Consider the following 23,281-nt stretch of genomic DNA (forward strand, 5'->3'; position numbering starts at 1 on the left):
TCTGGCCGAACTGGCTCGGGTGCAGGTGGAGGTGTTTCCGGAGAACCTCGCCGAGTTGACCGCGCAACTGTTGGGCGGGTGGGACGGCCGGGTGCGTCACCTCGGCCTGGCCACCGGGACCGACGACGCCGCCACCACGCCCCGCCGTGAGCACGCCACGGGTGGGGGTGCTCGCCGTCCAGGGGGACGTGCCCGAGCACCTGCGTGCCCTGGAGGCGGTGGGCGCACGTGCGGGCACGGTGCGCCACCGCGCCGACCTGGGGACCATCGACGCGCTGGTGCTGCCGGGCGGGGAATCCACCGCGATCGCCACGCTCCTGGTGCACCGGCAGATGATGCAGCCGATCCGCGAGGCGATCGCCGCCGGGATGCCGGTGTACGGGTCCTGCGCCGGCATGATCCTGCTGGCCGATGAGGTCCTGGACGGGGTTGCCGGCCAGCACGGTATCGGTGGCCTGGACATCACGGTGCGCCGCAATGCCTTCGGCTCGCAGGTGCACTCCTTCGAGACCGAGCTGCTCGCGCCGGAGGTCCTCGGAGGGCACAGCGACGAACCGCTGCGGGCGGTGTTCATCCGCGCGCCCTGGGTCGAGCGTGCCGGTCCGGAGGTGCAGGTGCTTGCCCGTGTGGGTGCCGGCCCTGCTGGGTAGAATCGTGGCCGTCCGCCAGGGTGTGTTGATGGCGACGGCATTCCATCCGGAGATCGGATCGGACCTTCGCATCCACCGCGCATTCGTCGACATGGTCGCCACGCACCTGGGTTGAGCGCAGGAGAGGAAGATATGGCCGGTCACTCGAAATGGGCCACCACCAAGCACAAGAAGGCAGCCAACGACGCCAAGCGTGGCAAGTTGTTCGCCAAGCTGGTCAAGAACATCGAGGTGGCTGCTCGCACCGGGGGTGGTGACCCGGCCGCGAACCCCACCCTGTACGACGCGATCCAGAAGGCCAAGAAGACCTCGGTCCCCAACGACAACATCGACCGGGCGGTCAAGCGAGGGTCCGGCCTGGAGGCCGGCGCCGCCGACTACGAGACCATCATGTACGAGGGGTACGCGCCCGGTGGTGTCGCGGTACTGGTGGAGTGCCTGACCGATAACCGCAATCGTGCGGCCTCCGATGTGCGGGTCGCCTTCACCCGCAACGGCGGCTCCCTCGCCGACCCCGGCAGCGTGTCCTATCTGTTCAACCGCAAAGGTGTGGTGATCGTTCCCAAGGCGGACGGCCTGACCGAGGACGACGTGCTGCTGGCGGTCCTGGAGGCCGGCGCCGAGGAGGTCAACGATCTGGGAGAGGCCTTCGAGGTGCTCAGCGAGGCCACCGACTTCGTGTCGGTGCGCTCCGCGCTGCAGGAGGCCGGGATCGACTACGACTCGGCCGAGGCGTCCTTCGTGCCGACCACCCAGATCGAGGTCGACGCCGACGGCGCCAAGAAGGTGCTCAGCCTGATCGAGGCGCTGGATGACTCCGACGACGTGCAGAACGTCTACGCCAACTTCGACGCCTCCGATGAGGTGCTCGCCGCCGTCGAACTCTGAGACCGCGGCGGGAATGCACCCGTGTCGCTGCGGCCCGGTGTGGGCGCGCGGTGACACAGTGCAGACATGACCTATCGCATCCTGGGCGTGGATCCGGGCCTGACCCGGTGCGGGATCGGGGTGATCAGCGTGGGCCCGGGCCGCAGCGTGCAACTGGTCGAGGTCGAGGTGCTACGCACCGACGCCGCCGACCCGCTGGCCCACCGTCTGACCGCGCTGGACCGGGCGCTGACCCAGTGGCTGACCCGGCTACGGCCGGACGCGGTGGCGGTGGAGCAGGTCTTCGCCCAGCACAACGTGCGCACGGTTACCGGGACCGCGCAGGTGGCCGGTCTGGCGATGGTGGCCGCCACCCGCGCCGACATTCCCGTGGCCACGCACACGCCCAGTGAGATCAAGGCCGCGGTCACCGGCAGCGGACGAGCCGGCAAGGACCAGGTCCAGGAGATGGTTCGGCGGATCCTGCGCCTGGCCGACAAACCCCGCCCGGCCGACGCCGCCGATGCCCTGGCACTGGCGATCACCCATGCATGGCGAGCGGGCGCCGCCGGGCCGCGGCCCGCTGTCACGATGACCCCGGCCCAACGTTCCTGGACCGAGGCCGCCGCACGCAGCCGTCGCACACCGGCCGCACCGCGCACCGGCGCCGGTGCGGCGGGTCGGCTACCCGCCGGCGGTGCGATCGGTTAGCCTCGTACGCATGTTCGTCGCTGGAAGTTCCTCATGATCGCCTCTCTGCGGGGGCCGGTCCGCCACATCGGGCTGGAGTCCTGCGTCCTGGATACCGGGGGAGTCGGCTACCGGGTGCACGCCACCCCCGGGACGTTGGCCACCCTGCGTACCGGCGCCGAGACCGAACTGGCCACCTCGATGGTGGTCCGGGAGGACTCGATGACGCTGTACGGGTTTGCCGAGCCGGACGAGCGGGATATCTTCGAGCGGCTGCAGAGCGTGAGCGGCGTGGGTCCGCGGTTGGCGCTGGCGATGCTCGCGGTGCACACACCCGATGGCCTGCGCGGCGCACTGGCCACCGAGGACGTCAAGGCCCTGACGAAGGTCCCCGGGATCGGGGAGAAGGGTGCCCGGCGCATCATCGTCGACCTGGGCGACAGACTCGGGCCACCGCGTTCCGGTGCCGCACCGGCACAGGCGGCTGTCCCGGGGGCGCGTTCGCGTGCCCAGGAGGACGTGTCGGCCGCGCTGGAGGGGCTGGGATGGCCCGCCAAGACCGCGGCCAAGGCCGTGGACAAGGTGTTCACCGAGGACCCCGGCTTGGAGACGGCAGCGGCGTTGCGCATCGCGCTACAGCACCTGGGAGGCGGCGGGAATGGCTGAGGAGGACACCGAGGGTCTGCTGGCCACCGAGGCCGACGAACTCGAACGCGCCGCCGAGGCGGCCCTGCGCCCGCGCCGGCTGGAGGAGTTCATCGGACAGGCCGTGGTGCGCGACCAGCTCTCCCTGGTCCTGGACGCGGCCAGGGCCAGGCGGCGCAGCCCCGACCACATCCTGTTCGCCGGCCCTCCGGGGCTGGGTAAGACCACCCTGGCCATGATCGTGGCGGCCGAGGTTGAGGGGTCCTTGCGGTTGACGTCGGGGCCGGCGATCCAGCACGCCGGCGACCTGGCGGCGATCCTGTCCTCCCTGATGGAGGGGGACGTGCTGTTCATCGATGAGATCCACCGCTTGGCCCGTCCCGCGGAAGAGATGCTGTACCTGGCGATGGAGGACTTCCGGGTTGATGTGGTGGTCGGCAAGGGCCCCGGAGCGACCGCCATTCCGCTCACGTTGCCACCGTTCACGGTGGTGGGGGCCACCACACGGTCCGGGCTGTTGCCGGCACCGCTGCGGGACCGGTTCGGGTTCACCGCACACATGGACTTCTACTCCCCGACCGAACTGGAACAGGTGTTGACCCGGTCCGCACGGCTGCTGGACGTGCACCTGCAGCCCGAGGCTGCCACCGAGATCGCCACCCGCTCCCGGGGCACCCCGCGGATCGCCAACCGATTGCTGCGCCGGGTCCAGGACTGGGCCCAGGTGCGCGGCACCGGGGCGGCGGACCTGCAGGCGGCGAAACGCGCCCTGGAGGTCTTCGAGGTCGACGCCGCGGGCTGGACCGGCTGGACCGGGCCGTGCTTACCGCGCTGTGTCGCCGGTTCGGTGGCGGTCCCACCGGTTTGGCCACCTTGGCGGTCGCGATCGGGGAGGAACCGGAGACGGTGGAGACCGTGGTCGAGTCGTTCCTGGTGCGGGAGGGGCTGATCGCCCGGACCCCCCGCGGCAGGGTCGCCACGCCCGAGGGATTCGCCCATCTGGGCCTGTCCCCACCGGCGCCGGAAGGGACCCTGTGGTCCTGACCGGCGCCCCGATGGCCTAGAATCGGCCAGACCCTTTCCGTTCGCTGGTGGAGACGTGCCCATGGATCCCGTAATGCTCATCTTCCTTGTTGTCATCTTCGGGCTGTTGCTGTTGATGATGAACAAGAATCGCAAGCGGCAGCGCGATGACCTGGAGATGAGGCGTTCGTTGTCGGTGGGCGATGAGGTGATGACCTCCTCGGGCATGTACGGCACCGTGACCTCCGTCGATGGCAACGTGGTCACGATCGAGTCGACCCCCGGGGTCCCCTCGCGCTGGTATCTCCCGGCGATCGGCAAGAAGGTCGACCCGGCAACCGAGTACGCCAGCGCCGATGATGAGACCACCGCATCGGAAGCGGAAGCCACCGAGTCCGATGCGGGCGGCACCGGGACCTCGACCCCGGACGGATTCCTGTCCGAGGACCAGGTGCGCCGCCCGTACCGGGACGACAAGAAGGACTGATCCACTCGGCCCGCCACCGGGCCGCTGACACCGGTACCGCGGGTGCCGGACGGGAAGAAGACGACGTTCGTGGCGAAACCAACTCCCTCAGCCGTGCGCCCGGTGCGCACGCTGGTGATGTTCTTCATCGTGTTCGGCATGCTGTTCGGCACCCTCACCGCCGGCACCGTGCTCAGTGACGCGACATGGCGGCCCAACCTTGCGCTGGACCTGGAGGGCGGCACGCAGATCATCCTGACCCCGCGCACCGATGACGCCGCCGAGATCACCGAGGAGCAGGTCGGCCAGGCCATCGAGATCATTCGCCAGCGGGTGGACTCCTCGGGTGTGGCCGAGGCGGAGATCTCCAGCCAGGGTGGCTCCAACATCGTGGTCGGGCTGCCCGGGGAGCCGACCGAGGAGACGCTGAACCTGGTGCGCCAGAGTGCGCAGATGCGGTTCCGGTCCTTCCTGGCCGAGACCGGCCCCGGACCGATCGACCCGGACATGCTGACCCAGGCTCCCGAGGACCTGGACCTGGGGGATCTCGACCCCGAGGACCTGGACCTGGGGGATCTCGACCCCGAGGACCTGGACCTGGAGGACCTCACCGGGTCCGACGGCGTCGAGGAGGAGCAGGGCACCGAGGACACCGGCGCCGATGGCGCCACCGGTGGCGTCGTGGCGGCCACCACGGAGGACCAGGGCACCGAGGACGAGAGCGTGGGGGAGGGGGCCGAGGAGGAGGCCGCACCGACACCGCCGACCCGAGAGGAGATCGAGGAAGCGGCTTTCGCGGCTGCGGACCTGGACGGTGACGGTGAACTCTCCGATACCCCGGAGTCAACCCCGACCGATGCCTCCGACCAGGCGTGGGTGACCGAGCAAATCCTGTTCGACTACTACACCCTGGACTGCACCGACCCGGAGAACCTGGTCGGTGGGGGCGGGGACGATCCCGATGCCGCCCTGGTCGCCTGCTCGGTGGATGGCACCTCCAAGTTCATCCTGGGGCCGATGGAGATCCCCGGTACCGACATCGAGAGCGCCAGTTCGGGCTTCCGCGTCACCGAGGGTGGCGTGGTGACCAACGAGTACGCGGTGTCGATGCAGTTCAACAGCGAGGGTGCGGCCACGTTCCTGGAGGTCACCCAGCGCATCTCCCAGCCGCAGTACGTCCAGTCCGGAACCCACCGCTTCGCGATGGTCCTGGATGGTCTGGTGCTGATGGCACCCACCGTGCAGAACCCGATCCCGGGCGGTTCGGCTGAGATCAGCGGCAACCTGACCCGGGAATCGGCCCAGCGCCTGGCCAGCCAGCTCAACTTCGGGGCACTGCCGATCGAGTTCGAGGTGCAGAGCGAGGAGCAGATCTCGGCCACCCTGGGTTCAGAGCAGTTGCAGCGAGGGCTGCTTGCCGGTCTGATCGGGCTGGGCCTGGTGGTGGTCTACGCCCTGATCCAGTACCGGGCGCTGGCGATCATCTCCCTGGCCAGCCTGGTACTCGGCGGCAGCCTGACCTACCTGGTGGTCGCGCTGATGTCATGGCAGATGGGTTACCGCCTGTCGCTGGCCGGCGTTGCCGGGTTGATCGTGGCGATCGGGATCATCGCCGATTCCTTCATCGTGTACTTCGAACGCATCCGGGACGAGGTCCGAGAGGGCAGACGCCTGGAGGACGCGGTCGATCAGGGTTGGAAACGTGCCCGGCGCACCATCGTGGCCTCCGATGCGGTGAACCTGATGGGTGCGGTGGTGCTGTACTTCGTGGCCGTGGGCGGGGTCCGCGGCTTCGCGGTCATGCTGGGCCTGATCACCCTGATCGACCTGCTCGTGTTCGTCTTCTTCACCCACCCGTTCATGAAGGTGCTCGTCCGCACCCGCTTCTTCCAGGAGGGTTCGAAGATCTCCGGGCTCGATCCCGAGCATCTGGGTGCGGTCGTCTCGGCCTACCGTGGCCGGGGCCAGATCCGCTCCCGCGCGGAGCGTGAGGCCATCAAGGACAACGCCGCGGCCGGTCAGGGGACCATCGCCGAACGACGCCGGGCCGAGGCCCTGGCAGCGGTCTCCGCACGTGCCTCGGCGAGCGCGGACGAGCCCATCGGCGCTGAACCCGAGGATCCGGATTCGGCCACCACGAGCGAAGGTGAGGACCGATGAGGAAGTTCTCCGAGTTGGGCAATGAGTTGTACACCGGGAAGAAGTCCTTCCCGATCGTGCAGAACCGGCGCCGGTGGTTGAGTATCGGTCTGATCCTGATCGTGGCCTCGCTGTTGGTGCTGGGCATCCGCGGGTTGAACCCGGGAATCGAATTCCGGGGTGGTTCGGAGTTCACCGTCTCCGGGACCCAGATCACCGACCAGCAACCCGCCCATGATGCGGTCGCGGAGATGGATTCCGGCCAGGTACCGCGTGTCTCCAACATCGGTTCCGACACCATCCGCGTCCAGACCGAGCAACTCGATGACGCCGAGACGACCCGGTTGCGCGAACTGCTCGCCGAGGCCTATGAGGTGCCGGTCAATGACGTGACCAGTTCGTTCGTGGGACCCACCTGGGGTCAGGACGTGACCGCCAAGGCGTTGCAGGGCATGCTGATCTTCCTGGTCCTGGTGGCGGTGGTGATGGCGGCCTACTTCCGGCACTGGAAGATGGCGGTCGCCGCCCTGACCGCACTGGTCCACGACCTGCTGGTCACCGTGGGCATCTACGCCCTGGTGGGCTTCGAGGTGACCCCGGCCTCGATGATCGGGTTCCTGACCATCCTGAGTTACTCGCTCTACGACACGGTGGTGGTTTTCGACAAGGTCCGGGAGAACACCACGCTGTACTCCGAGCAGACCAAGTACACCTACGCCGAGGCCGCGAACCTGGCGGTGAACCAGACCCTGGTCCGTTCCATCAACACCTCGATCGTGGGTCTGCTGCCGGTGGGTGGGATCCTGTTCGTGGGCGCCTTCCTGATGGGTGCCGGAACGTTGCGTGACATCGCGCTGGCCCTGTTCATCGGGTTGGCCGCCTCCACGGTCTCCTCGATCTTCATCGCCACGCCCATCGAGGTGGCGCTGCGCGAGCGCGACCCGGCCGTGCGCAAGCACACAGCCAAGGTCCTGGAACTCCGGGAGCGTCGAGTCGCCCAGGCCGAGGCCGAGGGCACAAGCGTGGACTCCTCACTGACCGCGGCCCGGGCCGGTGGCCTGGTCGCGGGGGAGCACCTTGGCCAGGCAGCCCAGCCCAGGCGCCGCAAACCTCGGGGGCGCGGGTGAGCCCCGATGCCCTGGCGGCCTCGATCCGTGCTGGGTTGCGCCAGGTACCGGATTACCCTGAGCCCGGCGTGCTGTTCCGCGACATCACGCCGCTGCTGGCCGACGCGAAGGCATTCGGCTCGGTGATCGAGGCCTTCGCCGGCTTCTTCGACGGACAGGTCGATGTGGTGGCCGGGATCGAGGCGCGCGGGTTCCTGCTCGCCGCCCCGCTGGCGGCGGTCCTCGGCACCGGCGTGCTCGCGGTACGCAAGGCCGGCAAACTGCCCCCACCGGTGCACCAGCAGCGTTATGACCTGGAGTACGGCAGCGCCGAACTGGAGGTCTCCGGCGTCGGGATCCGGTCCGGGCAGCGGGTCGCGCTGCTCGACGACGTGCTCGCCACCGGTGGCACCGCGCGGGCCGCGGCACAGTTGCTCGAGCGTATCGGCGCTCGGGTCCAGGGCATCGCGGTTCTGCTGGAGTTGGCGGAACTAGGTGGCCGGGGCAATCTGACCGACTGGCCGGTGCACGCGCTGCTGACGGACTGAGGCGGGCTCAATCGGCGCAAGGTTGCGTACCATGGGTAGATGGATGAACGCACCCCGGTGAGCACCACCACCCCCGCCCCGGCGGACCCGGTGGTGCCCGGATCGCGTGTGCGATCTGCGCTGGGCAGGTTCGGTGCCCGGACCACCACCACCCCGAAGGCGCTGGAGCCGCTGCTGGCCGTGGTGCGGTCCAACCATCCCAAAGCGGATCTGTCCCTGATCGAGCGCGCCTACCAGGTTGCCGCCCGCTCCCACGAGGGCCAGTCGCGCAAGAGCGGGGACCCCTACATCACCCACCCGGTAGCGGTGGCCACGATCCTGGCCGAGCTGGGGCTGACCCCGCCCACGCTGGCCGCCGCGCTGCTGCACGACACGGTGGAGGACACCAGCTACAGCCTGGAGCAGTTGCGGGAGGAGTTCGGCGACGAACTCGCGCTCCTGGTCGACGGCGTCACGAAACTGGACCGCGTCTCCTACGGCGAGGCCGCCCAGGCCGAGACGGTGCGCGATGGTGATCGCGATGGCGCGAGACATCCGGGTGCTGATGATCAAGCTCGCTGACCGTCTGCACAACGCCCGGACGTGGAAACACGTCTCGGCCAAGTCCGCGGCCCGCAAGGCCCGCGAGACGATCGAGATCTACGCCCCGCTGGCCCACCGGCTGGGCATGAACACCATCAAGTGGGAGTTGGAGGACCTGTCCTTCGCCACCCTCTACCCGAAGGTGTACGAGGAGATCGTGCACCTGGTGGCCGAGCGCGCGCCGGCACGCGAGGAGTTCCTGAACAAGGTCCGCACCCAGGTGATCGATGACCTCAAGGCGGCGAAGATCAAAGCCACGGTCACCGGGCGGCCGAAGCACTACTACTCGATCTATCAGAAGATGATCGTGCGTGGGCGTGACTTCGCCGATATCTATGACCTGGTCGGGGTGCGGGTGCTGGTGGAGTCGGTGCGGGACTGCTATGCGGTGCTGGGTGCGCTGCACGCGCGCTGGAACCCGGTGCCGGGGCGGTTCAAGGACTACATCGCGATGCCGAAGTTCAACATGTACCAGTCCCTGCACACCACGGTGATCGGCCCCACGGGCAAGCCGGTGGAGATCCAGATCCGCAGTTATGACATGCACCGCCGGGCCGAGTACGGCGTGGCCGCGCACTGGAAGTACAAGCAGGCTGCGCGCAGTGCGGGCAGGCGCAGCGACGAGGCCGACGAGATGCCGTGGCTGCGCCAGTTGGTGGACTGGCAGCGCGAGACCGCTGATCCCGGTGAGTTCCTGGACTCCCTGCGGTTCGAGATGTCGGGAACCGAGGTGTACGTGTTCACCCCCAAGGGGGACGTGCTGGCGCTCCCGTCCGGGTCCACGCCGGTCGACTTCGCCTACGCGGTACACACCGAGGTGGGTCACCGCACGGTTGGCGCCCGTGTGAACGGGCGGTTGGTGCCGCTGGAGTCCGGGCTGGAGCACGGCGACACCGTGGAGGTCTTCACCTCCCGGGCCGAGGGCCCCGGCCCGAGCCGGGACTGGCTGGGTTTCGTCAAGAGCCCCCGTGCCCGCAACAAGATCCGCCAGTGGTTCACCAAGGAGCGCCGCGAGGAGGCGATCGAACAGGGTAAGGGCGCGATCGCCCGCGCCCTGCGCAAGCAGAACCTGCCCATCCAGCGCATGCTCAGCCACGACACACTGATCGTCCTGGCCGATGAGATGCAGTACCAGGATGTCTCCGCGTTGTACGCGGCGGTGGGGGAGGGGAACATCTCCGCCAGCACCGTGGTGCGCAAACTGGTGGCGGGTCTGGGCGGTGAGGACGGTGCTGAGGAGGATATGGCCGAGGTCGCCCGCCCGGGGGCGGCCAGGACGCGATCCCGCACCGGGGAGTCCGGCATCATCGTGGCCGGTATGGACGACGCCGATGTCTGGACCAAGCTGGCGCGCTGCTGTACGCCGGTGCCGGGCGACCCGATCGTCGGGTTCATCACCCGCGGCTCGGGGGTCTCGGTGCATCGTGAGGACTGCGGCAACCTGGAGGGCTTGCGCGATCAACCGGACCGGATCGTGGCGGTGGAGTGGTCACCCTCGGCCCAGAGTGTCTTCCTGGTGCAGATCCAGGTGGAGGCACTGGACCGCAGCGCCCTGCTCTCCGACGTGACCAAGGTGCTCTCGGACAATCACGTGAACATCCTCTCGGCGAACGTGACGACCTCCCAGGACCGGGTGGCGATCCTGAAGTTCGTGTTCGAGATGGCCGAGCCGTCACACCTGGGCCACGTCCTGCGCGCGGTGAACCAGATCGACGGTGTCTTCGACGTGTTCCGTCTCACCGGAACCAAACCGGCCGGTCCGCCGCAACGCGCAAGCACCGGGGCTGAGGCGCCGGAGCGGCCGGAGTCGCCCGATCCACCTCCGGCGAAGGTGTCCTCTGGCGCCAAGGCGGACCAGGACAAGCCTGCCAAGAAGCCACAGGGTGCCGAGGGCGAGCGCGTTGTCCCGCCGGTGCGCACGCCCCGCGAGGTGCTCACCGGACGCAGCGTCGAGGAAACCTGAACCGGTTCGCCGGCGGGTGGGTCCGGTCAGCACCCACACCGGCCGTCGTCGCCGAACTGTGTCGCCGCTGCCGGTGCACCCTCTCAGCGGCGCAGTCTCAGCGGGCGTCGTCGGCGGCCTGCAGTACCTGTTCGAGCCAGGCCTTCCGGGCGGCCAGAGCATCGGAGGCCTTGGTGATCGCCTTCTCGTCGCCGCTCGCCTCGGCCCGGGCCAGGTCCTTCTCCAGGCCCTCGATCGCCGCCTCCAACTGGGCCGCGGCGCCTTCGGCACGGGCCCGCACCCTCGGGTTCGACTTGCGCCACTGCGCCTGTTCCACGTCCCGGATCGCCTGCTCCACCGCCCGGAGGCGCCCTTCGACCCGGCCGATATCGGCGCGGGGCACCTTGCCGGCGGCCTCCCAGCGGTCCTGGATGTCGCGCAGTGCCGCCTTGGCCCGGTCCAGGTCGCGCACCGGCACCAGGGCCTCGGCCTCGCTGAGCAGCTGTTCCTTGACCTTCAGGTTCTCGCCGTACTCGGCGTCGATCGCGTTGTTCGCGGCCTGCCTGGCCTCGAAGAACACGTCCTGCGCGGCGCGGAACCGTGCCCACAGGGCGTCGTCGTCCTTACGGGAGGCACGGCCGGCGCGCTTCCACTCCTCCATCAACTCACGGTAGGCGGCTGAGGTGCCGCCCCAGTCGGTCGAGGTGTTCATCGCCTCGGCGCGGGCGATCAGTTTCTCCTTGGTGGCCTTGACCTCGGCGTGGACGCGGTCGAGTTCGGCGAAGTACTGGCGCCGCACCCGGTCGAAATGGGTGCGGGCTGCGGAGAAGCGCTTCCAGAGCGCGTCCTCGGTGCCACGGTCCAGTCGTGGCCCCGAACGCTGGGCCTGCTTCCACTGCTCGAGCAGGTCCCGCAGTCGCTGCCCGTCCTGGCGCCACTGGATGCGGGCCGGGTCGCGCTCGGCGATCTTCTCCGCCCGCTCCACGATGGTGTTGCGTTCGGCCAGCGCCTTCTCCTTGGCTGCGGCACGGTCGGCGGCCAGTTCGGCCTTGCGCAGTTGGGCCTGGGCCTCCAGGGCGGCCACCTGGTCGCGGAGGGCCTGCAGATCGCCCACCACAGCGGGTTCGGCAATGGCCTCACCCAGGGTGGCCAGCGTCGCATCCAGGTCCTTGGCCCCGAGTTGACCCAACCGTGCGGCGAACAGGTCCACCTGAGCCTTCAGGTCCAGGTACCGGCGGATGTACAGTGCCATGGCCTCCTCGGCGGAGACTCCGGGGTACTGGCCCACCACCCGGTCACCTGAGGGTTCCTTGACGTAGACGGTGCCATCGTCGTCGATCCTGCCGAACTCCGCGGCCGCCGCGACCTGCTCGGGGTCCATCGGTGCCTCGGCACCGCCGGGCTGCGCGGCAGTGGCCCGAGCGGCAGGCGGGCTCGGAGCGGCCGCAGCCACCGGTGCGGGCGGACCACCGGGGCGGGGCCGGGCGAGCATGCTCGGCTTGGGTACCGAACTCGGCTTGGGCGTCGGCCTTGGCTCTCGCGCGGGCGACTCCTCGGCCGCAACCGGCTCGGCTCCTGCGTCCTCGGTGCCGTCAGCCTCGTCCGTGGCTGCGCCCGCTTCGGCGCCTGTGTCCTGCTCGGTGGCTGCGGCTACATCGCCTCCATCAGCCGGTGCGCTGACGGCGTCGGCATCGTGGATCACCTGATCTGCTCCGTCGTGTGTGGTTCCCAAGGGCTCGGGCTGCGCCTCGGGGGTGCTGGGGTGCTCCGGTGCACTCATTGGATCTCCACATTCTCGATGATCACGTCGATCGCAGGTCGTTCGCCCTCGGTCCCGAGTCCGGCGGCCCCGACCTCGGCAAGGAGATCCAGACCTTCGGTGACAGTACCGAACACGCTGTACCCACCGGCGTCGTCGGCCGGCAGCGGCACGTCGGCGAAGACGAGGAAGAACTGGGAGCCCATGGACTCCCCATCCCCGCCCACGCGGGCCATCGCCACGGTACCGGCGGGATAGACGTCGTCCTCGGGTGCGTTCTCGATGGGGCCGAAGCTGTACCCGGGCCCACCCGTTCCGGTTGCGGTGGGGTCACCGCACTGCAGGAGGGACTCGGGCAGCAGCCGGTGGCAGGCGGTGCCGTCGAAGTACCCGTCCGATGCCAGGTGCACGAAGTTGGCCACCGCCTGGGGTGCCGCAGCACCGTCGAGTTCGAGTTGGACCGTGCCCACACTGGTATCGATGGTGGCCTGCCAGGTCCGGTCCTCGGCCAGCGAGGCGTCCGGCGCGGCGTCGTACTGGGGGGCGTCGATGCTCGCCAGGGGCTCGGGATCGGCCGGTGGCGCGTCCTGGTCGGCTTCATCGATCGGATCGGTCTGCGCGCCGGGGTCGGTCGGGGTCTCGGCCTGATCGGAGTCGTCACCACCGAAGCCATAGGTAAGCAGAGCGATGACCAGACCGGACAGCACCAGGGTGCCCACCACCACGATTGCGATGGTGCGCTGACGCCGGACTTTGGCCCGTTGCTGGCGACCGAGGCGCTTGTCGTGCAACTGGCGCGCCCGTTCGCGCTCTCGTTTGCTGGGGCTCAAGCCCGGTTCCTCCTGTAGTGCGTCGGTGCTGGCGCTTGCTGAGCGCACACCAGTCTAGATAGACGCTGCCATATCTGCGGCCGCCACTAGCGCTCTTATGGGTCACGGGATGGTCACAAAGCACGGTGCGTGCCGGTACCGCCGGTTCCGGGCACGGCCCACGATGCGGCCGATGCGTCGGGGCCGGCCGCTTCGGTGCCAGAATGTGCCCATGGCCCGTCCCGCACCACTGTCCGGATTCCCCGAACGCCTCCCCGGCGAACGCATCGTGGAGGAACACATCACCGCCACCGTGCGGCGCGTGTTCAGCCTGCACGGCTACGCCGGCATCGAGACCCGGGCCGTGGAGCCCCTGGACCGGCTGGTGGCCAAGGGCGAGACGTCGAAGGAGGTCTACCTGCTGCGGCGGCTGCACGCGGACGAGACCGACACCACCGACGACCGCACGCTGGGCCTGCACTTCGACCTGACGGTGCCGCTGGCCCGCTACGTGGTGGAGAACGCCGCCCGGTTGCAGTTCCCGTTCAAGCGTTTCCAGATCCAGAAGGCCTGGCGCGGGGAGCGGCCCCAGGAGGGCCGCTACCGGGAGTTCCTGCAGGCCGATATCGATGTGGTCGGCGCCGATGAACTGCCCTTCCACTACGAGGTGGAGGCGGTGCTGGTGGCCGCGCACGCGCTGAACGCGCTCACCGGCGACGGCCTACCGGCAGTGCGCATCGGAGTGAACAACCGCAAGGTCTCCCAAGGGTTCTACGAGGGCGTCGGGGTCACCGACGTCGAGGGCACCCTGCGCACCATCGACAAACTGGACAAGATCGGCGACGACGGCGTACGTGCCATGCTGACCGACCAGATCGGGTTGACCCGGTCCCAGGCCGAGGCTGCCCTCGAACTGGCCCGGATCAGTGGCTCCGGCGCGGAGGTGGAAGCCCGGGTGCGCAACCTCGGGGTGAGCCACCCCCTGCTGGAGGAGGGCCTGGGGCAACTGCGCGCACTCGTCGACGCCGCCGAGGCCGAGGTGCCGGGCGTGGTCACCGCCGATCTGCGGATCGCCCGTGGCCTGGACTACTACACCGGGACCGTCTACGAGACGGTGCTGGTGGGGCACGAGGACCTCGGGTCGATCTGTTCCGGGGGCCGGTATGACTCCCTGGCCACCGACGGACGGCGCACCTATCCGGGGGTGGGCCTGTCCATCGGAGTGTCCCGGCTGACCTCCAGGGTCCTCTCAGCGGGCCTGATGCACGCCACCCGGTCGGTACCGGCCGCCGTGCTCGTGGCGGTCACCGATGAGGACGAGCGTGCCCGCAGCAACGCCGACGCGGCAGGGTTGCGTGCCCGTGGCATCCCGGCGGAGGTGGCTCCCAGCGCGGCGAAGTTCGGCAAGCAGATCCGGTACGCCGACCGGCGGGGCATCCCGTTCGTGTGGTTCCCTGCCGGGACCCAGCGCGAGCGCGCCGAGGTCAAGGACATCCGGTCGGGGGAGCAGGTCGCCGCCGACGCCGCCGCGTGGACACCGCCGGCTGACGACCTGTGGCCCCGGGTGCTGCCGGGACCGGCTCCGGCCTGATCGCAGGGCCCGATCCGGCGCAGCCGGCCGGGCATAACCCGCGGCCGCGCACACCGAACCCGCCCGTGGTCAGCGCTGCCGGCCGGGGCGCGTCCGCGCAGCGGTGTGCCGGGGCTTGCGGCCCTGCTTGGCGGCCGTGGGGGCTTTGGCTGCCCTCGCCGGCTTCGTCATCGCACGCCGTCCGCTGCCGGCGTCATGCCCGCGACGGGGCCGGGCGCCGCCCCGATCGCCGGTGCCGCCGGGTGCTCCGGTGTCGGGACGAAAGTGCATCGGCCGGCCGGCCACGACCGCGCGGTCGAGGCGACGAGAGGCCTCGTCGGTGACCTGTGCGTTGACCTCCACGAGCGAGAAGCGGGAGAAGATCTCGATCTTGCCCAGGTCGGATCCGCGCAACCCGCCCTCGTTCGTGATCGCACCGACGATCGCCTCGGGACGGGCGCCGTGGGTGTGCCCGACGGCAACCCGGTAGACCGTGCCCCGAGAGGTGCGCCCGGGGGTGCGCCGGGTCATGGGCCGGTCGGCCCCGGAACGGGCGGAGTCGAACCTGGCACGCGCCGGCCGCTCATCGCGGCCGCTGTGTGCCGATGCTGCCTCGGTGTCCTGGCGCCGAGCGGTGCCGGAACGCTCGCCGCCGGCCACCCCGACCGAACCGGACTCGCCTCCGGCGCGGTCCTGGCGGGGGGCCGGGCCGTCGTCACCCACCTGCAGTGCCAGCAGTGCCGCCGCCACCTCGAGGGGTTCGACCGCGCCGTCGTCGGTGTAGGCCTGTAACTGCTCGCGGTAGAGGTCCAGGCGGCCCCGGCCGATCCGCTCGCCCAGTTCGGCCAGCACGCGCTGGGCGCGGTGCTTGCTCACCTGGGCCGGAGTGGGGATGTCCACCTCCTGCAGCGAACTGCCGGTGACCCGCTCGATCGCGGTCAGCCGGCTGCGCTCGCGCGGGGTGAAGAACGTCAGTGCGGTACCGGAGCGTCCGGCCCGACCGGTGCGCCCGATCCGGTGCACGTAGGCCTCGACCTCGCGCGGCACATCGAAGTTGACCACCAGGCCGATCCGGTCCACATCGAGGCCACGAGCGGCGACGTCGGTGGCGATCAGCACGTCCAGGCCGCCGCTGCGCAGTCGTTGCACGATCCGCTCGCGTTCCCGCTGGGGCACGTCCCCACTGATCGACGCCGCGGGGGTACCGCGGGCGGTCAGCTCCAGGGCGACTTCCTCGGCGGTGTCGCGGGTGCGCACGAAGACCAGGGTGGCATCGGCCGCCGTCGTGGCCAGCACCCGGGACAGCGCCCCCACCTTGTGCCGGAACGGCACGACGGCGTAGGTCGGGTGTGATCATGGTGGTGGTGGAGGACGGAGCGGACGTGGCCAGTTCGACCGGGTTGTTCAGGTGCTCCCGGGCCACCTTGCGGATCGCGGAGGGCATCGTGGCGGAGAACAGGGCGACCTGTTTCGGGGTGTCGGTACCGGTGTGGGTGAGGATCACCTCGACGTCCTCGGCGAAACCCATCCGCAGCATCTCATCGGCCTCGTCCAGCACCAGATAGGAGACCCCGCTCAGGTCCAGGCTGCCGCGCTCGGCCAGATCGATCACCCGGCCGGGGGTGCCCACCACCACCTGTGTGCCGGACTTGAGGGCACGGAGCTGGGTGACATAGGAGGCGCCGCCGTAGATGGGAAGCACGTCCAGGCCGGGGGAGGTCGAGGCCATCTGGGTCAGGGCGTCGGCCACCTGGATCGCCAGTTCCCGTGTGGGGGTCAGCACCAGGGCCTGCACGCCCGCCAGGTCGGGGTCGACGGCGGCCAGCAGGGGCAGGCCGAAGGCGGCGGTCTTGCCGGTCCCGGTCTGGGCGACACCGGTGACGTCGCGTCCGGCCAGCAGCGGCGGGATGGCCGCGGTCTGGATCTGGGTCGGCTCGCGATAGCCCATCTCGGTGATCGCGATGAGCAGGTGCGGGGCAAGACCCAGGTCCGCGAAACTGTTCGTGGCAGGGGTGCGGGCGTCAGGCATGGCGGTGTCCAATCGCAGACGAGGTGGAACTGTGCGGACCCGGTTGGTCCGCGTCCGCCTCGGCCCGACGCCGCCGATGCGCTTCTCGCACCACGGTCGATGGCCACGAAGGTGCCATCGGAGGGCCTGTGCGCGGCTCGTGCGCTCCAGAAGCCACCACTGTATCGTCCAGCGCTCCGCCTGCCCCGGCAGTGTGCGCAACCTCACCGGCCTTCGCGCGGCCACATCGCAGGGCCGGCGAGCGGGTCGGCACGCGTGTGCCGCGACGACGCCCGGCTGGCATGATCGCAGTATGGAGGCAGCGCTGGGACAGTTGCGTGCGTCGATCGCCCGCGCGGAGTTTCCGCTGACCACCGCGACCAGTGCGGCGGCCACCCGGGACCGGTCGCGGCTGCTGGATCAGATCGACGACTACCTGTTGCCTCGTTACGCGGACGTGGACGCACCGCTGCTGGCGGTGGTGGGCGGGTCGACAGGGGCGGGCAAGTCCACCCTGGTCAACTCCCTGATCGGTGCCCCGGTCAGTGCCTCCGGAGCCCTGCGGCCTACCACCCGCAGCCCGGTGCTGATCCACCACCCGCAGGACCGGGAATGGTTCGCCGGGAACCGGGTGCTTCCGACCCTGGTGCGCACCCACGGCGAAGGGACCACCGCACAACCCGGCTCCGAGGACGTAGCCCCGGGGCGCGCCGCCCTGCGGATGGTGACGTCGGAGGCACTGCCCGCGGGTCTGGCGCTGTTGGACGCCCCCGACCTGGACTCGGTGGTCGAACAGAACCGGGAACTCGCTCATCAACTGCTCGCCGCGGCCGACCTGTGGCTGTTCGTGACCACAGCCCACCGGTACGCCGACGCGGTGCCGTGGGAACTCCTCAACCTGGCGGCCGAGCGCAACGTGGTTATCGCGGTGGTGCTGGACCGGATCCCGCCCCGGGTGCGGCAGGAGGTGCACACCGACCTGACCCGGATGCTCCGCGCCAACGGCCTGGCCGAGGCGACCCTGTTCGACATCCCCGAGTCCGACCTGACGAGCCAGGGCCTGCTGCCGGCCGGCGCGGCGCAACCGGTGCGCGACTGGCTGCACGGATTGAGCGCGGACGCCCAGGCCCGGGGTGAGGTGGTGCGCCGCACCCTCACCGGGGCCACCGGCCACGCCCTGGGCCAGGCCGAGACCCTGATCGAGGCACTCACCGACCAGGACGCCGCAGCCCAGCATCTACACACCCTTGCCACACAGGCCTACCGCACCGATGCGGTGCGCGAGGCCCTCAGCGACGGCGCGATGCTGCGCGGGGAGGTGCTGGCCCGCTGGCAGGACCTGGTCGGCGCCGGGGAATTCTTCCAGAAACTGCAGTCCCGGATCGGCCGCGCCCGGGACCGGGTCAGTGCCTATGTGACCCGGAGGCCCCCGCCGGAGCAGCAGGTCGAGGTGGCGATCACCGACGGGCTGCACGCACTGCTCACCGCCCACGCCGATGCCAGTGCCGAGCGGGCCCGCACGGCATGGGCCAGGGACGGCGCCGGACGTGATCTGGTTGCCCGGGCCCTGCCCGGGCGGGCGAGTGCGGACTTCTCCGAGCGGGCCGCCGAGCAGATCCGCGCATGGCAGCGGCACCTGCTCGAACTGGTCGGCTCCGAGGGTGCCGGGAAGCGCACCACCGCCCGGTTGCTGGCCTTCGGGGTGAACGGCGTCGGAGTGGCGCTGATGGTGCTCGTCTTCGCCTCCACCGGCGGCCTGACCGGAGGGGAGGTGGCCGTCGCCGGTGGCACCGCCGTCGTCGCCCAGAAGGTCCTGGAGGCGGTCTTCGGCGACGACGCCGTGCGACGGCTGACCACCGCCGCGCGTACTGATGTGCTCGCGCGGGTAGAGGACCTGATGGCCGCCGAGGTCGCCCGGTTCACCCAACTTGTGCCCACGGACCAGCCCCGAGACGCCCGCGCCCGGCTCACCGAGGCAGTGGCGCAGGTGCGCGCGAGGATGGACACGTGAGGCGCGGTCGCGACGACCTGACGTCGCGTATCGGCGCACTGGAGCAAGCCACCGCCCTGGTGGAGGGGTTGGACCCCGCCACCCTGCCCACACCCGGCCCGGTGCAGCAGGCCCGGGCGGTGCTGGAGCGGGTGGCGGCCCGGCAGGGTCTGTCCACCGCGCACACGGTCGTCGCCTTCGCCGGCGCCACCGGGTCGGGCAAGTCCTCGCTGGTGAACGCCGTCAGCGGAACCAAGGCGGCCACCGTGGGAGCCCGCCGGCCCACCACGGCCACCGCGGTGGGGGTCTTCTCCGGCGACGCCGAGGGGGCCGCCTTGCTGGACTGGCTCGCGGTGGACCAACGCCGGCACGAGCCCGACCTGGCCGAGGGCTTGATCCTGCTGGACCTGCCGGACGTCGATTCGGTCCACACTGACCATCACCGCATCGCCGACGCGCTGATCGAGGCGGTGGATGTGCTGGTCTGGGTGCTGGACCCCCAGAAGTACGCCGACGCTGTGGTGCACACTCGGTACCTGCGCCCGATGGCACAGCATGCTGAGGTCACGGTGGTGGTGTTGAACCAGATCGACACGCTCACCCCGGGAGACCTCAAGGCGGTGCTGGCGGACCTGGACCGACGCCTGGCCAAGGACGGGATCGCCCCGGCGCACGTGCTGGCCACCTCCGCAACCACCGGAACCGGCGTGGCGCGGCTGCGGCAGGTGGTCACCGACTTCGCCGGTGCCCGCACGGCGGCGCACGCCCGCCTGGCGGCCGAAGTGACCGCCGCCGCAGACGAACTCGCGTGGGCCTACCCGCCTCCGCCGTCGGCATCACTGAGCACGGCCCAGATGCGCGACGTGCACACGGCCATGGCGCAGGCGGCCGGGGTCGACCGGGTCGGTGCGGCCGTGGCGGGTTCGTTCCGGCACCGCTCCCGGGCGCGCACCGGGTGGCCGTTGACCCGCTGGCTGCGGCGGTTGCGACCCGACCCGCTCAGCAGGCTCCGCCTGCCCACCACCGAGCCGGACCGGGCCAGGCAGATCATGCCCCGGGGGCCTGACCGGAGCGAGGAGCAGGAACCGGTGACCACCGTCACCTCACGCCCGGACCCGGGGGCGGTCGAGGTGGCCCGGGTGGACGCGGCCCTGTCACGGATCGGACGCACCCTCGCCCAGGATGCGCACGAGCCCTGGTACACCTACCTGCGCACCGCAGCACAGGTGCCCGCTGAGGCGCTGACCGACACCCTGGACGCCGTGGTGGTACGCAGCACCCCGCGACCCCGGCCGGCCCGGTGGTGGCCGGCGGTCTCCTTGCTGCACTGGGTGCTGCTGGCGGTGCTGGCCGCCGGCGCGTTGTGGCTCGGTGTGCTGGCAGCGGCCGGCTACCTGCAGATTCCCACCGGTCCACCGCCCCGACTCGGCCCGGTTCCGCTCGGCCAGCACGGCGCCGTGCTGCCGGCGATCCCGTGGCCCACCGCACTGTTCCTGGCCGGCCTGGCCGGCGGTCTGCTCCTCGCCGGGATCTCCCGGATCGCAACCAGCATCGGAGCCCGACGGCGGGGCGCTCGCGCCGTGCGCGACCTCACCCGGGCGGTGGGTTCCCGGGTGGATGAGGCCGTCCTGGCGCCGGCCCGGCGCGCCGCGCAGATCGGGGCACGCTACGCCGAGGCGGTGCAGGCCGCCCGGGAGGGGCCACGGGCCGGACGGCGAGCCGGCTCGGCGGTGATCTAGGATCGTCGGTGCGCCGCGTCAAGCCGTGACCGGTGCACCGATGAGGAAGGACCACCCGTTGCTACGCACCCACTCCGCAGGTGCCCTGCGCACCACCGACACCGGTTCCCCGTGACCTTGGCCGGGTGGGTGGATCGTCGCCGTGACCACGGCGGGGTGGCGTTCATCGATCTGCGCGACGCCAGCGGCATCGTGCAGGTGGTGATCCGGGACGAGGAGGTAGCCCACCCCCTGCGGAGCGAGTACGTGCTCTCGGTGACCGGTACCGTCGGGGCGCGACCGGCGGGCAACGAGAACCCGGCCCTGGCCACGGGTGAGATCGAGGTCACCGCGACCGACGTCGTCGTCCTCAACTCCGCAGCCGCGCTGCCATTCCAGGTCTCCACGGCACTGGAGGAGAGCGCGGCGGTGGGGGAGGAGGCGCGGCTGAAGCATCGCTACCTGGACCTGCGCCGCCCGGGCCCGGCGCGCGCGCTGCGGCTGCGCTCGGCGGCGGGCGCGGCGGCCCGGGATGTGCTGGCCGCCCACGACTTCGTCGAGGTGGAGACTCCCACGCTGACCCGGTCCACCCCCGAGGGGGCGCGGGACTTCCTCGTGCCGGCGCGGCTGCAGCCCGGCTCGTGGTACGCGCTGCCTCAGAGCCCGCAACTGTTCAAGCAGCTGCTGATGGTGGCCGGGATGGAGCGCTACTACCAGATCGCCCGCTGTTACCGGGATGAGGACTTCCGCGCCGACCGGCAGCCGGAGTTCACCCAACTCGACATCGAGATGGCCTTCGTCAGCCAGGAGGACGTGCTCGCCCTCTCGGAACGGATCGTCACTGCCCTCTGGGCGCTCATCGACGTGCCCATCACCACCCCGCTGCCGCGGATCACCTACGCCGAGGCGATGGCCCGCTACGGCACCGACAAGCCGGACCTGCGCTTCGACCTCGAGCTGACAGAGTGCACCGAGTACTTCACCGACACTCCCTTCCGGGTGTTCCAGGCCCCCTACGTCGGCGCCGTGGTGATGCCCGGTGGCGCCGACCAGCCCCGCCGGCAGTTCGATGCCTGGCAGGAGTGGGCCCGCCAGCGCGGGGCCAAGGGCCTGGCCTACGTCACGGTTGGCACCGACGGCACCCTCGGAGGCCCGGTGGCCAAGAACCTCTCCGACACCGAACGGGACGGCCTGGCCGCACACGTGGGCGCCGCACCCGGGGACGCGATCTTCTTCGCCGCCGGACCGGTCAAGGCGTCCCGGGCCCTGCTCGGTGCGGCCCGGGTGGAGATCGCGCAACGGTGCGGGTTGATCGATCACGACGCGTGGTCGCTGCTGTGGGTGGTGGACGCTCCGGTGTTCGAACCCGCCGGTGAGGCCGTCGCTGCCGGGGACGTGGCGGTGGGTACCGGTGCCTGGACCGCGGTGCACCACGCCTTTACCGCACCGAAGCCGGAGTTCCTGGAGACTCTCGAGGACGACCCGGGCGCAGCCCTGGCCCACGCCTACGACCTGGTCTGCAACGGACACGAGATCGGGGGCGGCTCGATCCGGATCCACCAGCGCGAGGTGCAGGAGCGCGTCTTTGCGATCATGGGCCTGTCCGAGGAGGAGGCGAACGAGAAGTTCGGTTCCTGCTCGAGGCGTTCGCCTACGGGGCGCCCCCGCACGGCGGCATCGCCTTCGGCTGGGATCGGGTGGTGGCGCTGCTGGCCGGTAGCGAGTCGATCCGCGACGTGATCGCCTTCCCCAAGTCCGGCGGTGGGATCGACCCCCTCACCGACGCGCCGGCACCGATCACCGCCCAGCAGCGCAAGGAGGCCGGCGTGGACGCCCGCCCGGCACCGGCGGGTGCGCGTGGCGACGACGGGGATCGGGACGGCGGCAGGGACGAGGGCGCATCCGCTGGAGCAGGCGGTGGGCGGTAGCCCGACCCCGCCCGCACCACCCCTGACCGACCTGCCCGCGCAGTGGGCGCAGCACCCGTTCGTGATCGGGGACCGGTGGCGCTGGCACGAGGCCCGGTTCCTGTGCGCCACGGGTGCGCTGGTGGTGGGCATGGCTTCCCGGGCCGGTCACCACCCGGGGCGGGCCCGCTCGATCACGGCGCTCGGGGATCCCGGCGCGCGTGGGCCGAGTTGGTGGCGAACCGGAGCGAGGAGGTGCTGCACGGGTTCGCGCCGCAGAGCGTGTCCCTGCCACCGGGCGCTTGGGACCTGCTGCCGGCCGCTCTCCGTGACCGGTGGAACCTGCCGCGCCGGGGGCGCTGGGACTGGATGTGGACCGAGCAGGTACCACCGGCGCACCCCCTCGAGGACCAGGTGGTGCCCCTGGAGATCCCCCGGCACCTCGAGCAGATCCACGCGGTGCAGGCGGTGGCTTTACCCGGAACCCACTTCGGGCCGGACCGGCCCGGGAGCACCTGGTTCGGCATCTGGCGGGGCGCCGCCGAACTGGCCGCGGTGGCCGGGTCCTTCGACTGGGTGAGCGCGGTGCACCTGGGCGGCATCGGAACCCGCCCGGACCTGCGCGGCTCCGGCCTGGGCAGTGCCCTGACCGCCGCCATCACCCGCGCCGGGGTGGCCCGATTCGGGCGGGTCAGCCTCGGTGTGTACGCCGACAACCTTCGGGCCAAGGCGCTCTACGCCCGGATCGGCTACGCCGTCGGGCATGAGCTGGACTCCCGGCACGTCGCCGCCTGAGGCGGCGAGGCACCGCGACGGAACCGCGGGCACCTGAGGTGCCGCGGTCCACCTGGAGGTGGCACGG

14 protein-coding genes and 5 pseudogenes are annotated in these 23,281 nt (G+C 70.7%); 15 read left to right on the forward strand and 4 right to left on the reverse strand.

Annotated elements, in window-relative coordinates; genetic code table 11:
* The first annotated feature begins 146 nt into the window (after positions 1 to 146).
* The 10 genes and pseudogenes from pdxT (at position 147) to ACRRRO_RS17415 (ending at position 10,679) form a co-directional block, all read left to right on the forward strand.
* A pseudogene (gene pdxT, locus ACRRRO_RS17370) lies at positions 147 to 765 on the forward strand (pyridoxal 5'-phosphate synthase glutaminase subunit PdxT).
* 17 nt (positions 766 to 782) lie between these two features.
* Positions 783 to 1,538 (forward strand): YebC/PmpR family DNA-binding transcriptional regulator, encoded by a 756-nt coding sequence (locus ACRRRO_RS17375; protein WP_424786007.1) that lies wholly within the window; start codon positions 783 to 785, stop codon positions 1,536 to 1,538.
* A gap of 66 nt (positions 1,539 to 1,604) precedes the next feature.
* Entirely contained in the window at positions 1,605 to 2,228 is a 624-nt protein-coding gene (gene ruvC / locus ACRRRO_RS17380) for a crossover junction endodeoxyribonuclease RuvC (protein ID WP_424796113.1), read from the forward strand.
* A gap of 33 nt (positions 2,229 to 2,261) precedes the next feature.
* Positions 2,262 to 2,873: a Holliday junction branch migration protein RuvA gene (gene ruvA, locus ACRRRO_RS17385; protein ID WP_424796114.1), complete on the forward strand. Its 612-nt coding sequence runs from the start codon at positions 2,262 to 2,264 to the stop codon at positions 2,871 to 2,873.
* Positions 2,866 to 3,896: pseudogene (gene ruvB / locus ACRRRO_RS17390) on the forward strand (Holliday junction branch migration DNA helicase RuvB). The gene ruvA and the pseudogene ruvB overlap by 8 nt, the downstream one beginning before the upstream one ends.
* A 73-nt stretch (positions 3,897 to 3,969) precedes the next feature.
* On the forward strand, positions 3,970 to 4,362 hold the full coding sequence (gene yajC / locus ACRRRO_RS17395; RefSeq protein ID WP_424796115.1) for a preprotein translocase subunit YajC: 393 nt from the start codon (positions 3,970 to 3,972) through the stop codon (positions 4,360 to 4,362).
* A 69-nt stretch (positions 4,363 to 4,431) separates the two neighbouring features.
* Positions 4,432 to 6,501, forward strand: a complete 2,070-nt coding sequence (gene secD, locus ACRRRO_RS17400; protein ID WP_424796116.1) for a protein translocase subunit SecD — start codon at positions 4,432 to 4,434, stop codon at positions 6,499 to 6,501.
* A complete protein-coding gene (gene secF, locus ACRRRO_RS17405) occupies positions 6,498 to 7,607 on the forward strand; it encodes a protein translocase subunit SecF (protein WP_424796117.1) in 1,110 nt (369 codons plus the stop codon). The genes secD and secF overlap by 4 nt, the downstream gene beginning before the upstream one ends.
* Positions 7,604 to 8,134, forward strand: coding sequence for an adenine phosphoribosyltransferase (locus ACRRRO_RS17410; protein WP_424796118.1), 531 nt, complete (start codon positions 7,604 to 7,606; stop codon positions 8,132 to 8,134). The genes secF and ACRRRO_RS17410 overlap by 4 nt, the downstream gene beginning before the upstream one ends.
* Positions 8,135 to 8,173: 39 nt before the next feature.
* A pseudogene (locus ACRRRO_RS17415) lies at positions 8,174 to 10,679 on the forward strand (RelA/SpoT family protein).
* Between the two features lie 97 nt (positions 10,680 to 10,776).
* On the opposite strand, the gene ACRRRO_RS17420 reads toward ACRRRO_RS17415, so the two are convergent.
* Both ACRRRO_RS17420 and ACRRRO_RS17425 read right to left on the reverse strand, forming a co-directional pair.
* On the reverse strand, positions 10,777 to 12,438 hold the full coding sequence (locus ACRRRO_RS17420; protein ID WP_424796120.1) for a DUF349 domain-containing protein: 1,662 nt from the start codon (positions 12,436 to 12,438) through the stop codon (positions 10,777 to 10,779).
* The gene (locus tag ACRRRO_RS17425) at positions 12,435 to 13,295 is read right to left on the reverse strand and encodes a peptidylprolyl isomerase (protein WP_424796121.1); all 861 of its coding nucleotides are present in this window, start codon (positions 13,293 to 13,295) and stop codon (positions 12,435 to 12,437) included. The genes ACRRRO_RS17420 and ACRRRO_RS17425 overlap by 4 nt, the downstream gene beginning before the upstream one ends.
* Before the next feature lie 163 nt (positions 13,296 to 13,458).
* On the opposite strand from ACRRRO_RS17425, the gene hisS reads away from it, so the two are divergent.
* Positions 13,459 to 14,817 (forward strand): histidine--tRNA ligase, encoded by a 1,359-nt coding sequence (gene hisS / locus ACRRRO_RS17430; RefSeq protein WP_424796122.1) that lies wholly within the window; start codon positions 13,459 to 13,461, stop codon positions 14,815 to 14,817.
* A 69-nt stretch (positions 14,818 to 14,886) separates the two neighbouring features.
* Here the strand turns inward: hisS and ACRRRO_RS17435 are convergent, their stop codons facing one another.
* Complete coding sequence (locus tag ACRRRO_RS17435) at positions 14,887 to 16,128, reverse strand: helicase-related protein (protein WP_434080645.1); 1,242 nt, start codon at positions 16,126 to 16,128, stop codon at positions 14,887 to 14,889.
* A gap of 151 nt (positions 16,129 to 16,279) precedes the next feature.
* Positions 16,280 to 16,825, reverse strand: a pseudogene (locus ACRRRO_RS17440) (DEAD/DEAH box helicase); the annotation flags it as partial.
* A gap of 292 nt (positions 16,826 to 17,117) precedes the next feature.
* Here ACRRRO_RS17440 and ACRRRO_RS17445 point away from each other — a divergent pair.
* The 4 genes and pseudogenes from ACRRRO_RS17445 to ACRRRO_RS17460 all read left to right on the forward strand — a co-directional run bounded on the left by ACRRRO_RS17445 (position 17,118) and on the right by ACRRRO_RS17460 (position 23,214).
* Positions 17,118 to 18,815, forward strand: a complete 1,698-nt coding sequence (locus ACRRRO_RS17445; protein ID WP_424796124.1) for a dynamin family protein — start codon at positions 17,118 to 17,120, stop codon at positions 18,813 to 18,815.
* The gene (locus ACRRRO_RS17450; RefSeq protein ID WP_424796125.1) at positions 18,812 to 20,533 is read left to right on the forward strand and encodes a GTPase; all 1,722 of its coding nucleotides are present in this window, start codon (positions 18,812 to 18,814) and stop codon (positions 20,531 to 20,533) included. Before ACRRRO_RS17445 ends, ACRRRO_RS17450 begins: the two co-directional genes overlap by 4 nt.
* Positions 20,534 to 20,591: 58 nt before the next feature.
* Positions 20,592 to 22,440, forward strand: a pseudogene (gene aspS / locus ACRRRO_RS17455) (aspartate--tRNA ligase).
* 234 nt (positions 22,441 to 22,674) lie between these two features.
* Positions 22,675 to 23,214 carry a GNAT family N-acetyltransferase gene (locus ACRRRO_RS17460; protein WP_434080646.1) on the forward strand — a complete coding sequence of 180 codons (540 nt, stop codon included), beginning with the start codon at positions 22,675 to 22,677 and terminating at the stop codon, positions 23,212 to 23,214.
* The last annotated feature ends 67 nt before the right edge of the window (positions 23,215 to 23,281 follow it).

The sequence above is a fragment of the Sanguibacter sp. Z1732 genome (assembly GCF_051020515.1).
In the GTDB taxonomy this organism is placed as follows: domain Bacteria; phylum Actinomycetota; class Actinomycetes; order Actinomycetales; family Beutenbergiaceae; genus CALKWS01.